Here is a 13,324-nt window from a genome sequence, read left to right as displayed (position 1 = left end):
GTGTCCGTCGCGACCGGCCCGTGGGGCCTGACATCGGCCGTCCCCGCCTCGGCGGGGGCGGCCGACGCCGTCTCCGCGCTGCTCGGTCAGGTGCGCACCGCCCTGACGGCGGCGTGGGGCGTGCCGGTGGGGCCGCTCGGGCTCCGGCACGCCTGCCCGCGCTGCGGCTCGGCCGCGCACGGCGTCCCCGCGCTGACCGGCCTGCCCCCCGGCCGGGTCGCCCTCGTCTCGTTCACGCGCGTCCGGATGCCCGGCACTGAGGACCGGGCTCGGATCGGGGCGTGGTGGGCGCCGGCACGGCCCGCCGACGGGCTCGGCCTCGGGGTGGACGTCGAGCGGGCGGACGCCGCGGCCTTCGCGGACGAGGACGGCCTGGGCGGGGTGGGCTTCTCGACGGCGGAGCGCGCCCGGGTGCGGGAGCTTCCCGCCCCCGAGAGGCCCGCCGCGCGGGCCCGGCTGTGGACGCGCAAGGAGGCGCTCGTGAAGGCCGCCGGCACCGGCTTCACGGGCGACCCCGCCGCCGTCGACGCGCTGACCGTGCCGGCCGACGTCGTGCTGGTGGACCTCACCGACCGGCTGCCGGGCGGTCTCGTCGGGACGCTGGCGCTGCGGGGCCGCTGAGTCGACCGCGCGGCCGCCTCAGCCCGGGAACGGCGGCAGCTCGGGCCGCAGCGTCCACGCGTCGAAGAGCTCGTCCACCTGCGCTCGGCTCACCCCGGCGTGCGGGGCCCACGCGTGCACGTGCGTGCGCAGCCCCAGGGAGTCGACGGTGCCGAACCGGTGCTCTCGCACCCAGGCGCGCAGCATGGAGCCGAAGAGGTCCGTGCCCAGCAGGTGCCGCAGCGCCTCCACGGTGAGCGCGCCGCGCTTGTACACCCAGTCCTCGAACATCTCCTCCGGCCCGGGCTCGGCCAGCGCCTGCTCCACCGGGTGCGCGGCCAGCTTCTGCCAGGCCCGCCGCGCCATCGAGGTGATGCTCGACCGCCCCGAGGCCTCGGCCCACAGCCACTCGGACCAGCAGGCGAAGCCCTCGTGCAGCCACAGGTCGGACCAGCGGCCCAGGGTCACGGCGTTGCCGAACCACTGATGGGACATCTCGTGGGCGATCAGCCGCTCGGACTCCCACGAGCCGTCCAGGTGGTTGGTGCCGAACAGCGACATGCCCGCGGCCTCGAGGGGGATCTCGAGCTCCTCGTCGGCCACGACCGCGGTGTAGTCCTCGAACGGGTACGGCCCGTAGGCGTCGATGAACGTGGCCATCATGGCCGGCTGGGGGGCGAGGGCCCGGCGGGCCCGCTGCTCGGTCCGCGGGGAGACCACGAGGCGCAGCGGCGGCAGCCCCTCGGCGGGAGGGGCGGCGTCCACGAGCCGGTAGCGGCCGATCTGCACGCTGAGCAGGTAGGCGGGCACGGGCTGGTCGAGCCGCCACCGCCACGTGACCCGCGAGCCGCGTGTGCGCACGGGTGCGCCCACGCCGTTGGCGACGGGCAGGTAGCCCGCGTCGCAGGTGAGGGTGATCTCCGCCGTCGAGCGTGAGGTGGGCGAGTCCACGCACGGCAGCCACGTGGAGGCGCCGTGGGGCTGCCCGGCCACGAGCACGCCGTCCGTGAGCTCCTCCCAGCCGATGGTGCCCCACGGGCTGCGCCGCAGCGTGGGCGTGCCCGCGTAGACCACCGTCAGCTCCACGAGCGTGCCCTCCGGCCGGCTCTCGCCCAGGTCGACGACGAGGCGGCTCGGGGCGCGGCCCGGCTGGGTGAACGAGGAGGCGATGGCGCGGCCGTCGACGACGGCGTCCACCCGGGACACGCGCAGCCGGTGCAGGTCCAGCTCGATGCGGCGGCTCTGCTTCGTCAGGCGCACGCGCAGGACGGCGGTGCCGGAGACCCGGTTCGCGGCCAGGCGCACGTCGAGGTCCAGCGCGATGTGCTCGACGGTGGCGGCGTCGGTGCCGACGCCCGGGACGTAGGGATCGGTGCTCATGCTTCCTCTCGGGAGGGGGTGGCTGCGGCGGGGTCGCCGTCGGGACGACGCCACGGGGAGACCGGGTTGCCGAGCCACCACGTGCCGGCGGGCAGCTCCTCGCCGCGCATCACGAGGGACCCGGCGCCGACGGTGGTGCCGCGGCCCAGGCGAGCGGCGGGCAGCACCACGGAGTGGGGGCCGAGGGTGGCGCCGTCCTCCAGCACGACGGCGTCCAGGGACATCACGCGGTCGTGGAACAGGTGGGTCTGGACGACGCAGCCGCGGTTCACGGTGGCGCCGTCGCCGAGCTCCACGAGGTCGGCCTCGGGCAGCCAGTAGGACTCGACCCAGGCGCCGTGGCCGATGCGGGCGCCCATCGCGCGCAGGAACCAGACCAGGGCGGGGGTGCCGGCCGCGGCCCGGCTGAACCACGGGGCGGCGAGGAACTCGGTGAAGGTGTCCGCGACCTCGTTGCGCCAGATGAACGAGGACCACAGCGGGTGCTCGCCCGCGCGGATCCGGCCGACGAAGACCCGCTTGGCGAGCACGGTCAGGCCCGCCGCGACCGCGCCGGCCGCGAGCAGGACGACGCCGCCCAGGATGAAGGCCAGCGCCCACGTGCCGACCGCGATGAGGGCGGCCAGCGTCGCGCCGACGGCGATGGACAGGGCCACGTGCAGCCACACCGGGATCGCGCGCAGCAGCTCCCAGGCGGTGCGGGCGGCCTTGAGCCGGGCCGGCGGGTCGTAGGTGAGGGAGGCGTCCGCGGTGACCTCGTTGCGGCGCAGGCGCACGGGCGGGGAGCCCATCCAGGACGTGCCCGCCTTGGTCTTGGCCGGGGTGGTGGACAGCACCGCCACGAGCGAGTCGCGGCGCAGAGTGCGGCCGCCGGGCACCATGCCGGAGTTGCCCACGAACGAGCGCTTGCCGACCTTCGCGGGGGCCACGTGCATCCACCCGCCGTCGAGGGAGTAGGAGGAGACCATCGTGTCGTCGGCGAGGAACGCGCCGTCGCCCACGCGGGTCATGCACGGCACGAGCACCACGGTGGAGGCCTCGACGCCGCGGCCCACCTCGGCGCCCAGCAGGCGCAGCCACGTCGGCGTGAAGCGGGAGGCGTAGATCGGGAAGAGCTGGTCGCGGGCGGCATCGAGGACGCGCTCGGTGGCCCACACCTGCCAGCCGACCCGGGAGCGCACGGGGTGGTGCCCCTCCGTGATGCCGAGCGCGAGCAGGCGCACCGTGACGAGCACGAGCAGCATCTGGGTCAGGAACCACACGCCGGCCACCAGGGGGCTCGCGGCCAGCAGCCGCGCCGCGGTGGTCCCGACGGCGGCCAGCGGCCCCGCCTCCGGGGCCGGCGGCCACCAGGTCAGCGACCACGCGGCCACCGCGGCCGCCGCGGCGGCGGAGACGAGCGGAAGGAGGGAGATGAGGGTCGAGAGGACGGTCGCCATCAGGCGCCAGCCCCGGGTCTCCCGCGGCGCCTCGGCGGGGCCGCGGGACTTCACCTTGCCCACCTTGACGGCGGGGGAGCCGGCGTGGCGCTGGCCGCCGCGCACCCGCCCGGCGACGGTGGACCCGGCCTCGACGTGCGCCCCGGAGCCGACCTGGGCGCCCGGCAGGAGCGTGGAGCGGGCGCCCACGACGGCGTCCGCGCCGATGCGCACCTCGCCGAGCCGGACGACGTCGCCGTCGACCCAGTAGCCGGACAGGTCCACCTCGGGCTCGATCGCGGCGCCCTCCTCGACCGTGAGCATGCCGGTGACCGGTGGCACGGTGTGCATGTCCACGTCCTTGCCGATCCGGTTGCCCAGCAGTCGCGCGTAGGCGGGCACCCACGTGGCGCCGGCCAGCGAGTAGGGGTCCACGAGGTCGCTGATCTGCTGGGCGAGCCACAGGCGCAGGTGGACGCGGCCGCCGCGCGGGTAGGACCCGGGGCTCACACCGCGCAGCAGCAGCCGGGCGATCGCGGCGGTGAGCAGCATGCGGCCGGGCACGGTGACCACCAGCAGGCCGGCCACGATCAGCACCCACCACGGCACGGTGGGCAGCCCGGGCGCCAGCCCGGAGAGCGTCAGCAGGTTCAGGGCCAGGCCGGTCCACACGCCCAGGCGCAGGGCGGGCAGGACGAAGACCGGCAGCCCCACGAGGGTCTGGACCCACTGGGTGCGGTGACGGGTGCGGTCGACGTGCCGGTCGTGCACCTCGATGCCGCGGGGGCCGTCCTCGCCCACGACGGCGGCCACGAGGGCCCCGGCGGTGGGGTTGCGGTAGACGTCCTGGACGGTCACGGCCGGGTGGCGCAGGCGCAGGCGGGCCACGAGCTGGGCCGCGGCGAGCGAGCCGCCGCCGGCCTCGAAGAAGTCCGTGTCGGCGTCCTGGGGGGGCGCGCCGAGCACGTCCGCCCACTGGCGCAGCACCCAGCCGTCGGCGGTGTCCTCGTCCGGCTGGGGTGCGTCCTCGTCCACCTCGGCGCCGGGCAGGGGCCACGGCAGCGCATGGCGGTCCACCTTGCCGGAGGTCTTCGTGGGCAGGGAGTCCACGACGGCCAGTCGGGGCACGAGGGCGGCCGGCAGCTCCGCCGCGAGGTGCTCGCGGGCCATGTGCAGGTCGAGCTCGGCCTCGGGGTCCGCGGGCACGAGGTAGCCGACGAGGATCTGGTGGCCCGCCGGGGTGGTCTGCACGGCCGCGGCGCCGCCGTGGACGCCGGGCAGGGCCTGGAGGGCCGCGTCCACCTCGCCGAGCTCGATGCGGCGGCCGCCGAGCTTGACCTGGTCGTCGGCGCGGCCGACGAACAGCAGGCCCTCCGGCTCGAAGACCACGAGGTCGCCGGAGCGGTAGGCGCGCTCCCAGCCGAGGGAGGGCATGGGGGCGTACTTCTCGGCGTCCTTGGCCGGGTCGAGGTAGCGGGCCAGGCCGACGCCGCCGATGATCAGCTCACCCGTCTCGCCCTCGGCCACGGGCAGCGTGGTCTGCGGGTCGACGACGGCCAGGTCCCAGCCGTCCAGGGGCAGGCCGATGCGGACCGGGCCGAGACCGGTGAGCGGGGCCGCGCACGCGACGACGGTGGCCTCCGTGGGGCCGTAGGTGTTCCAGACCTCGCGGCCGTCCTCCGCCAGGCGCGCGGCGAGCTCGGGCGGGCAGGCCTCGCCGCCGAAGATCAGCAGCCGGACGTTGTCCATGGCCTCGGTGGGCCACATCGCGGCGAGGGTCGGCACGGTGGACACGGCGGTGATGCGCCGCTCGGCGAGCCACGGGCCGAGGTCCATGCCGGAGCGCACGAGCGAGCGGGGGGCCGGGACCAGGCACGCACCGTGACGCCAGGCGAGCCACATCTCCTCGCACGAGGCGTCGAACGCGACGGACAGTCCCGCCAGCACGCGGTCCCCCGGGGCGAGCGGATCGTCCGCCAGGAAGATCCGTGCCTCGGCGTCCACGAAGGCCGCGGCCGAGCGGTGGCTCACCGCCACGCCCTTGGGGGTGCCCGTCGAGCCCGAGGTGAAGATGATCCACGCGTCGTCCTCGAGCCCGGGGGTGCGGGCCTCGGCGGCCGGGTCCACGGTGTGCTCGGGGTGCGGGGCGTAGACCCGCTCGTCGGTGAGGACGCCGGCCACCTTCGCCTCGCCGAACACGAGACGGGCGCGCTCCTCTGGATCGTCCGCGTCCACGGGGACGTAGGCCGCGCCGGCGGCGAGCACGCCGAGGATCGAGACGTAGAGCGCGGCCGTGCCCGAGGCGATCCGGACGCCGACCCGGTCTCCCGCCCGCACGCCGGCGGTCCACAGGTGGCGGGCGGTCTCGTCGACGCGCTCCCGCAGCTCCGCGTACGTCAGCGGCTCGACGCCGTCGTCCAGGGCCGTCGCGTCCGGGTGCTCGCGCGCCGTGGCGTCGAAGATCTCGACGAGCGTCCGGGCGGGCGGGGTGCGCTCGGAGCCGGGCAGCTGCGCCCGATGCGGCGCGGCCGTGGGGTCGAGGGGGACGGGGGGCGGGGTGGGCGCGGCGGACGAAAGGGACACGGGGCCTCCGGAGGATCTGAGCGGCGAACCGAGGGTCGGACGCGGACCAGGCCGCAGCGTGACATTCTATGCCTCACCCGTGGTCGCGTGGGGCGCCTGGACGGCACCGGGCGGGTCCGGCTCAGGACAGGGTGAGCACCACCTTGCCCGTCGTCGACCGGGATTCGAGGGCGGCGTGCGCGGCGGCCGCGTCCGCCAGGGGGAAGCGCTCGCCGATCCGGACGTCGAGCTCGCCGGAGGCCCACGCCCCGAACACCTCTCCACCACGCCAGCGGGTCTCCTCGCCCGTGCGCGTGTAGTGCACCAGCGAGGGCCGGGTGACGTACAGCGCGCCGGCCGCGTTGAGCCGCTGCAGGTCGAAGGGGGGCACCTGCCCGGAGGCCCCGCCGAAGAGCACGAGCGTGCCGCGCACGCGCAGCACCTCGAGCGAGGTGTCGAAGGTGTCCTTCCCCACGCCGTCGTACACGGCGTGCGCGCCCTCGCCGTCGGTCAGCTCCGCCACCGTGGCGGCGAGGTCCGGATAGTCCACCGCGGCGACGGCGCCCGCGCCCCGGGACAGCTCCCGCTTCTCCTCCGTGGACGCCGTGGTGACCACGCGGGCGCCGCGGGCCGTCGCGAGCTGGGTGAGCAGGAGCCCCACTCCGCCGGCACCGGCCGTCACGACCACCGTGTGGCCCTCCTCCACCGGGAAGGTGGACCGGCAGAGGTAGTGGGCCGTCATGCCCTGCAGCGGAAGGGCGGCGGCCTCGGCCAGGTCGATGCCCTCCGGGACGGTGAGGAGACGATCCGCGGGGGCGGTGAAGTGCTCGGCGTACGCACCGGTGGCCGTCGCGGTGGCGACACGGGCCCCCAGGAGCGCGGCGTCCACGCCCTCGCCGAGCGCGACGACCTCGCCGGAGCCCTCGGTGCCGGGGGTGAAGGGCAGGTCCATCGTGTAGACCCCGGAGCGCTGGTACGTCTCGATGAAGTTCAGGCCCGCCGCGGCGGTGCGCACCAGCACGTGCCCCGGCGCGGGGGAGGGCACCTCCGTCTCGGTCCACTGCAGGACCTCGGGGCCGCCCGTGGCGGACACGACGACGGCGTGGTGGGTGCGGGGGACGGCGGGGGTGTTCGCAGTGGTCATGGCCCCACTCTAGGAGCGGGCCGGGCCATCCGGCCCGGCCCGGGGGACCCGAAGCGCCGCATAGATATTCGGTGCAGCGCATATCTGCGCTAGCATGAAGCCATGACCCACACCGTCGCCGTCTCCGGAGCCAGCGGCTACGCCGGGGGGGAGGCCCTGCGCCTGCTCGCCGGCCACCCGTCCGTCACCGTCGGAGCCATCACGGCCCACTCGAACGCGGGGGAGCGCCTCGGCGCTCTCCAGCCGCACCTGCACGCCCTGGCGGACCGCGTCCTCGCCGAGACCACCGCGGAGGTCCTCGCCGGCCACGACGTCGTGATCCTCGCGCTGCCCCACGGGGCCTCCGGGGCGCTCGCGGCCGAGATCGCCGAGCGATCCCCGGACACCCTGGTGATCGACGCGGGCGCCGACCACCGCCTCGAGTCCGCCGCAGACTGGGAGGCCTTCTACGGCACCGCGCACGCCGGGACCTGGCCCTACGGCCTGCCCGAGCTGCCCGGTCAGCGCGAGCGACTCGCCGGCACCCGCCGCATCGCCGTCCCCGGGTGCTACCCGACCACCTCGATCCTCGCCCTCGCGCCCGGCTTCGCCGCGGGGCTGCTCGAGCCGCAGGACGTGGTGATCGTCGCCGCCTCGGGCACCTCCGGGGCGGGCAAGGCGCTCAAGCCGCACCTGCTCGGCGCCGAGGTCCTGGGCGGGATGAGCCCGTACGGCGTCGGTGGCGGGCACCGGCACACCCCGGAGATCGAGCAGGGCCTGGCCCAGGCGGCCGGCGAGCCGGTCCGCGTCTCCTTCACGCCCACGCTCGCGCCGATGTCGCGCGGCATCCTCGCGACGGCCACGGCGCGGCTGCGCCCCGGCGTCGCCGCCGCGGACGTGCGCGCCGCATGGGCCGCGGCCTACGGCGGCGAACGCTTCGTGCACCTGCTGCCCGAGGGGCAGTGGCCCACCACGAAGGCGGTCCTCGGCTCCAACCACGTGCAGCTGCAGCTCGCCGTGGATGAGCGGGCCGGCCGCGTGATCGTCTGCGCGGTGCTCGACAACCTCACCAAGGGCACGGCCGGCGGCGCCGTGCAGTCCATGAACATCGCCCTGGGCCTGCCGGAGCAGGCGGGGCTCGAGCAGCAGGGGGTCGCGCCGTGAGCGTCACCGCAGCACAGGGGTTCCGGGCGGCCGGTGTCACCGCGGGGCTGAAGGCCTCGGGCACGCCCGACGTCGCCGTCGTCGTCAACCAGGGCCCGCGTGACGCGGCGGCCGCCGTCCTCACCGAGAACCGGGTGGCGGCCGCCCCCGTGGTCTGGACCCGCCGCGCCGTGCGGGACGGCCGCGCGACCGCGGTCGTCCTGAACTCCGGCGGGGCCAACGCGGCCACCGGCGCCGAGGGCCTCGAGGACGCCCGTCGCACCGCCGAGCACGCGGCCGCCGCCCTCGGGACCGCCGCCGACGACGTGCTCGTCTGCTCGACCGGCCTCATCGGCGAGCGCCTGCCGATGGACACGCTCACCGCGGGCGTGTCCGAGGCGGTCGCCGCCCTGAGTGCGGACGGCGGTGAGGACGCCGCCGTCGCGATCAAGACCACGGACACCGTGGCCAAGACCGCCGTCGCCCGCGGCGAGGGCTTCACCGTGGGCGGCATGGCCAAGGGGGCGGGCATGCTGGCACCCGGCATGGCCACCATGCTCAGCGTCATCACCACGGACGCCGACGTCCCCGCCCCCGCCCTCGACGCGGCCCTGCGCGAAGCCGTGCGCGCCACCTTCAACCGGGTCGACTCGGACGGGTGCATGTCCACCAATGACACCGTGATCCTGCTGGCCTCGGGCGCGTCCGGGACCGCGCCCGAGCCCGCGGCGTTCGCCGCGGCCCTCCACGAGGTCTGCGCGGACCTGTCCCGCCAGCTCGTCGCCGACGCCGAGGGCGCCCGGCACGACATCGCCGTGCGCGTGGTCCACGCCGAGACCGAGGAGGCGGCCGAGGCCGTCGCGCGCGCCGTCGGCCGCTCCAACCTGTTCAAGACCGCGATCTTCGGCCAGGACCCGAACTGGGGACGCGTGATCGCCGCCGTCGGCACGGTCCCGGAGTCGGTCGCCGCCTTCGACCCGTACGCCCTCGACGTGCGCTTCAACGGCGTCCAGGTGTGCCGCGCCTCCGGCGTGGGGGAGGACCGCTCCCGCGTGGACCTCTCGGCCCGCGAGGTGCTCGTCGAGGTCGACCTGCACGCCGGCGACGCCGAGGCCACGGTCTGGACCAACGACCTGACGCACGACTACGTCCACGAGAACTCCGCCTATTCCACGTGAGGACCCCCAGCATGAGCCCGCACACCGACCCGGCCACGGCGGCCGCACCCGTCCTGTCCACCGCGGACCGGCTCGACCGCGCCGAGTCCAAGGCGGAGGTCCTCGTCGAGGCCCTGCCCTGGATCCGGCGGTTCGCCGGAACCGTCATGGTCGTCAAGTACGGCGGCAACGCCATGGTGTCGGAGGAGCTGCGCCGGGCGTTCGCCGAGGACATCGTGTTCCTGCACCACGTGGGGGTCCACCCCGTGGTGGTGCACGGCGGCGGCCCGCAGATCAACGCGATGCTCGACCGCCTCGGCATCGCGTCCGAGTTCCGCGGCGGCCTGCGCGTGACCACCGAGGAGGCCATGGACGTGGTCCGCATGGTGCTCACAGGACAGGTGGGCCGCGAGCTGGTCGGCCTCGTGAACTCCCACGGCCCGTACGCCGTCGGCTTCTCCGGCGAGGACGCGGGGCTGCTGCGCGCCCGCCGCACGGGCGCCGTCGTCGACGGGCAGGAGGTGGACCTCGGCCTCGTGGGCGAGGTCACCGGCGTCGACCCGACCGCGATCCTCGACGTGATCGAGGCCGGGCGGATCCCCGTGGTCTCGTCGGTCGCCCCCGAGATCGACGACGCCGGCGAGCCCACCGGGCAGGTCCTCAACGTCAATGCGGACACCGCCGCCGCGGCCCTGGCCGCCGCCCTCGGCGCCGCGAAGCTCGTGCTGCTCACCGACGTCGAGGGCCTCTACGCCGACTGGCCGGACCGGGACTCCCTCATCAGCTCGCTCACCGCCGCCCAGCTGCGTGCGCTGCTGCCCTCCCTGGCCTCCGGGATGATCCCGAAGATGGCCGCGTGCCTGGCGGCCGTGGACGCCGGCGTGCAGCGCGCCCACGTCGTGGACGGCCGCCGCCCCCACTCGATGCTGCTGGAGGTCTTCACCTCCGCGGGCGTCGGCACCCAGGTGGTGCCCGACGCCGAGCCCACCGCCCCGACCACCCCCGAGGAGGACGCATGAGCACCGACCAGTCCGCGCTGCTGGAGCGCTACCACGCCGCCCTGACCGGAGTCTTCGGCCGCCCCACCCGCGTGCTCGTGCGCGGCGAGGGGGTCCACGTGTGGGACGCCGACGGCCGGCGCTACACGGACCTGCTGGCCGGCATCGCCGTCAACGCGCTCGGCCACGGCCACCCGGCGCTGGTGCGGGCCGTGTCCGAGCAGATCGCCACGCTCGGCCACGTGTCCAACCTCTTCACCTCCGAGCCGCAGATCCGCCTGGCCGAGCGCCTGCTGGAGCTGGCCGGCGCGCCCACGGGCTCCACCGTGTTCTTCGCGAACTCCGGCACGGAGGCCAACGAGGCCGCGTTCAAGCTCGCCCGCCGCCACGGTGCGGAGGACCCGTCCGGCCGCCGGACGCGGGTGATCGCGCTCGAGCGGGCCTTCCACGGCCGCACGATGGGCGCCCTCGCGCTCACGCACAAGGAGGCCTACCGGGCGCCCTTCGAGCCGCTGCCCGGCGGCGTGGAGCACGTGCCGGGCGGGGACGCCACGGCCTTGCGGGCGGCCCTGGCCCCGGACGACGACGGCGCCACCGTCGCCGCCGTCATCCTCGAGCCGGTCCAGGGCGAGGCCGGCGTGCACGGCTGGCCGGCCGGCTACCTGGCCGAGGTGCGGGCCGCGACCCGCGAGGCCGGCGCCCTGATGATCCTCGACGAGGTGCAGTCCGGCGTGGGCCGTACCGGCACGTGGTTCGGCTTCCAGAATCCGGCGGTCACCGGTGCGGCCGAGCCGGTGGTGCCCGACGCCTTCACCCTGGCGAAGGGACTGGGAGGCGGCGTGCCGATCGGGGCGCTCGTGTGCGTCGGCCCCGCCGTCTCGGGACTGCTCACCGCCGGCCAGCACGGCACCACGTTCGGCGGCAACCCCCTGGCCACCGCCGCGGGCCTGGCCGTGCTCCAGACCGTCGAGGACGAGGGCCTGCTCGGCCACGTCCGCGCCGCGGGTGAGGCCGTGGCCGCCCTGCTGGAGGACCTGCCCGAGGTGGCCGCGGTGCGCGGCCACGGCCTGTGGATCGGCGTCGATCTGGCCGACCCCGCGGGACCGGCCCCGGCCGGCGGGCTGGCCCCCGCCGTCGTCGCCGCCGGCCTCGAGGCGGGCTGGATCCTCAATGCCACCGGCCCCTCCACCCTGCGCCTGGCCCCGCCGCTGACCGTGCCCGTGGCCGAGCTCGAGCGCTTCGCCGCGGCCCTGCCCGGGCTCGTGGCCGCCGCCCTGACCCCCGCCGAAGGAGACCGCCCATGACCCCCACTGCCGCCGTCCGCCACTTCCTGGTGGACACGGACCTCACCCCGGCCGAGCAGGCCGAGGTGCTCGACCTCGCCGCCCAGATGAAGGCCGACCGGTTCCGGCACCGCCCGCTGGCCGGGCCCCGGACCGGCATCGTGTTCTTCGACAAGACCTCCACGCGCACCCGCGTCTCGTTCGCCGCGGGCATCGCCGAGCTCGGCGGGACGCCGTTGATCGTGAACCCGGGGGAGTCGCAGCTGGGCCACAAGGAGTCCGTGGCCGACACGGCCCGCGTGCTGGAGCGGATGGTCGGCGTCATCGTCTGGCGCACGTTCGCCCAGGCCGGCCTCGAGGAGATGGCCGCCCATTCCTCGGTGCCCGTGGTCAATGCGCTCAGCGACGACTACCACCCCTGTCAGATCCTCGCCGACCTGCTGACGGTGCGCGAGCACCTCGGCGGCACGGCGGGCCGCACTCTGGCGTATCTGGGGGACGCGGCGAACAACATGGCCCACTCGTACCTGCTCGGCTGCGCGACGGCCGGCATGCACGTGCGGGTCGCCGGACCCGAGGGGCATCTGCCTGCCGAGGACGTCGTGGCCGCCGCCCGACAGCGGGCGGCGGAGACGGGCGGTTCCATCCTCGTCACGACGGACGCGGCCGAGGCCCTGGCGGACGCGGACGTCGTCGTGACCGACACGTGGGTGTCCATGGGCCAGGAGGAGGAGAAGGAGGCACGCCTGGCGCTGTTCCGCGACTACCAGGTGGACACCGCCGCGATGGCGCGGGCGGCCGACGAAGCGATCTTCCTGCACTGCCTGCCCGCGTACCGGGGCTACGAGGTCACGGCCGAGGTGATCGACGGGCCGCGGTCCGTGGTGTTCGACGAGGCCGAGAACCGCCTGCACGCGCAGAAGGCGCTCATCGCCTGGCTGCTGTACCGCTCCGGTCTGGCCGAGGAGCCGCGCTGATGGCCGCCCCCACGACGAAGATCGCCCGTCAGGCCGCGATCCGGGAGATCCTGGCCACCCGGGGCATCCGCTCCCAGGCCGAACTCTCGGACGCCCTGGGCGATCGCGGGCTGTCCGTCACCCAGGGGACGCTCTCGCGGGACCTCGTGGACCTCGGCGCGGTGCGGACGCGTGGGCCGGCCGGCATGGTCTACGCCCTGCCGGCGGAGGGCGACGACGGCGCCGCGCCGGGCCGCGGCTCGGACGCGCAGCTGAACCGGCTGGCGAGCATGGCCCGCGAGCTGCTCGTCTCCGCCGAGCCCACCGCCAATCTCGTGGTCCTGCGCACGCCCCCGGGCGCGGCGCAGTTCCTGGCCAGCGTGATCGACCAGGCGCGCGTGGAGCACGTGATGGGCACGATCGCCGGCGACGACACCATCCTCGTCATCACCCCGGGGAGCACGTCCGCCCCGGCCGTCGCGGCCCACCTGCTGGGTCTGGCGGGCTAGCTGTACTGACCGGGGACGTCGGTCCACCGTGAGAAGGGCGGCGGGTGGCCGCAGGCCGTGGGGGCCGGTGACAGCTGTCGCAGTGCAGCCAGCCGCCGAGTCCATCGATCCTGCCGTTGGTCCGCGGACGAGAGGGCCGGGTGCGCTGTGCCGGATGCCGAGATCGTGGCAGGCCACCTGAACTGGCCCGTCTCG

10 protein-coding genes are annotated in these 13,324 nt (G+C 75.7%); 7 read left to right on the top strand and 3 right to left on the bottom strand.

The genetic code is table 11. From position 1 onward, the window contains the following. Entirely contained in the window at nt 1-621 is a 621-nt protein-coding gene (locus tag AC3RKA_RS07040) for a 4'-phosphopantetheinyl transferase family protein (protein ID WP_098470563.1), read from the top strand. Nucleotides 622-639: 18 nt separating this feature from the next. Here the strand turns inward: AC3RKA_RS07040 and AC3RKA_RS07035 are convergent, their stop codons facing one another. The 3 genes from AC3RKA_RS07035 to AC3RKA_RS07025 all read right to left on the bottom strand — a co-directional run bounded on the left by AC3RKA_RS07035 (nt 640) and on the right by AC3RKA_RS07025 (nt 7,104). Beyond that, nucleotides 640-1,980, bottom strand: a complete 1,341-nt coding sequence (locus AC3RKA_RS07035; RefSeq protein ID WP_136940995.1) for a M1 family metallopeptidase — start codon at nt 1,978-1,980, stop codon at nt 640-642. After that, entirely contained in the window at nt 1,977-5,981 is a 4,005-nt protein-coding gene (locus tag AC3RKA_RS07030) for a Pls/PosA family non-ribosomal peptide synthetase (RefSeq protein WP_489727031.1), read from the bottom strand. Before AC3RKA_RS07030 ends, AC3RKA_RS07035 begins: the two co-directional genes overlap by 4 nt. Nucleotides 5,982-6,102: 121 nt before the next feature. Then, nucleotides 6,103-7,104 carry a quinone oxidoreductase family protein gene (locus tag AC3RKA_RS07025; protein ID WP_002853672.1) on the bottom strand — a complete coding sequence of 334 codons (1,002 nt, stop codon included), beginning with the start codon at nt 7,102-7,104 and terminating at the stop codon, nt 6,103-6,105. Nucleotides 7,105-7,206: 102 nt separating this feature from the next. Between AC3RKA_RS07025 and argC the strand changes: the two genes are divergently transcribed. From argC to argR, 6 genes are read left to right on the top strand one after another with little or no spacing between them, the layout of a single operon-like run. Next, entirely contained in the window at nt 7,207-8,247 is a 1,041-nt protein-coding gene (gene argC, locus AC3RKA_RS07020) for an N-acetyl-gamma-glutamyl-phosphate reductase (RefSeq protein WP_002853670.1), read from the top strand. Then, nucleotides 8,244-9,404, top strand: coding sequence for a bifunctional glutamate N-acetyltransferase/amino-acid acetyltransferase ArgJ (gene argJ, locus AC3RKA_RS07015; RefSeq protein ID WP_002853669.1), 1,161 nt, complete (start codon nt 8,244-8,246; stop codon nt 9,402-9,404). The genes argC and argJ overlap by 4 nt, the downstream gene beginning before the upstream one ends. Nucleotides 9,405-9,415: 11 nt before the next feature. Continuing rightward, the gene (gene argB / locus AC3RKA_RS07010; protein ID WP_169577993.1) at nt 9,416-10,402 is read left to right on the top strand and encodes an acetylglutamate kinase; all 987 of its coding nucleotides are present in this window, start codon (nt 9,416-9,418) and stop codon (nt 10,400-10,402) included. Continuing rightward, nucleotides 10,399-11,685 carry an acetylornithine transaminase gene (locus AC3RKA_RS07005; RefSeq protein WP_489727030.1) on the top strand — a complete coding sequence of 429 codons (1,287 nt, stop codon included), beginning with the start codon at nt 10,399-10,401 and terminating at the stop codon, nt 11,683-11,685. Before argB ends, AC3RKA_RS07005 begins: the two co-directional genes overlap by 4 nt. Then, the gene (gene argF, locus AC3RKA_RS07000) at nt 11,682-12,641 is read left to right on the top strand and encodes an ornithine carbamoyltransferase (protein WP_002853660.1); all 960 of its coding nucleotides are present in this window, start codon (nt 11,682-11,684) and stop codon (nt 12,639-12,641) included. Before AC3RKA_RS07005 ends, argF begins: the two co-directional genes overlap by 4 nt. Next, nucleotides 12,641-13,129: an arginine repressor gene (gene argR, locus AC3RKA_RS06995; RefSeq protein ID WP_002853659.1), complete on the top strand. Its 489-nt coding sequence runs from the start codon at nt 12,641-12,643 to the stop codon at nt 13,127-13,129. Before argF ends, argR begins: the two co-directional genes overlap by 1 nt. The last annotated feature ends 195 nt before the right edge of the window (nt 13,130-13,324 follow it).

The sequence above is a fragment of the Micrococcus sp. iso_229 genome, from assembly GCF_058072725.1.
This window is presented reverse-complemented; position numbering and strand designations above follow the sequence as displayed.

Coding starts and splice junctions, on each gene's coding strand:
- argB (WP_169577993.1), top strand. CDS start 9,416: ATGAGCCCGCACACCGACCCGGCCACGGCGGCCGCACCCGTCCTGTCC.
- AC3RKA_RS07035 (WP_136940995.1), bottom strand. CDS start 1,980: ATGAGCACCGATCCCTACGTCCCGGGCGTCGGCACCGACGCCGCCACC.
- AC3RKA_RS07005 (WP_489727030.1), top strand. CDS start 10,399: ATGAGCACCGACCAGTCCGCGCTGCTGGAGCGCTACCACGCCGCCCTG.
- AC3RKA_RS07025 (WP_002853672.1), bottom strand. CDS start 7,104: ATGACCACTGCGAACACCCCCGCCGTCCCCCGCACCCACCACGCCGTC.
- argC (WP_002853670.1), top strand. CDS start 7,207: ATGACCCACACCGTCGCCGTCTCCGGAGCCAGCGGCTACGCCGGGGGG.
- argF (WP_002853660.1), top strand. CDS start 11,682: ATGACCCCCACTGCCGCCGTCCGCCACTTCCTGGTGGACACGGACCTC.
- argR (WP_002853659.1), top strand. CDS start 12,641: ATGGCCGCCCCCACGACGAAGATCGCCCGTCAGGCCGCGATCCGGGAG.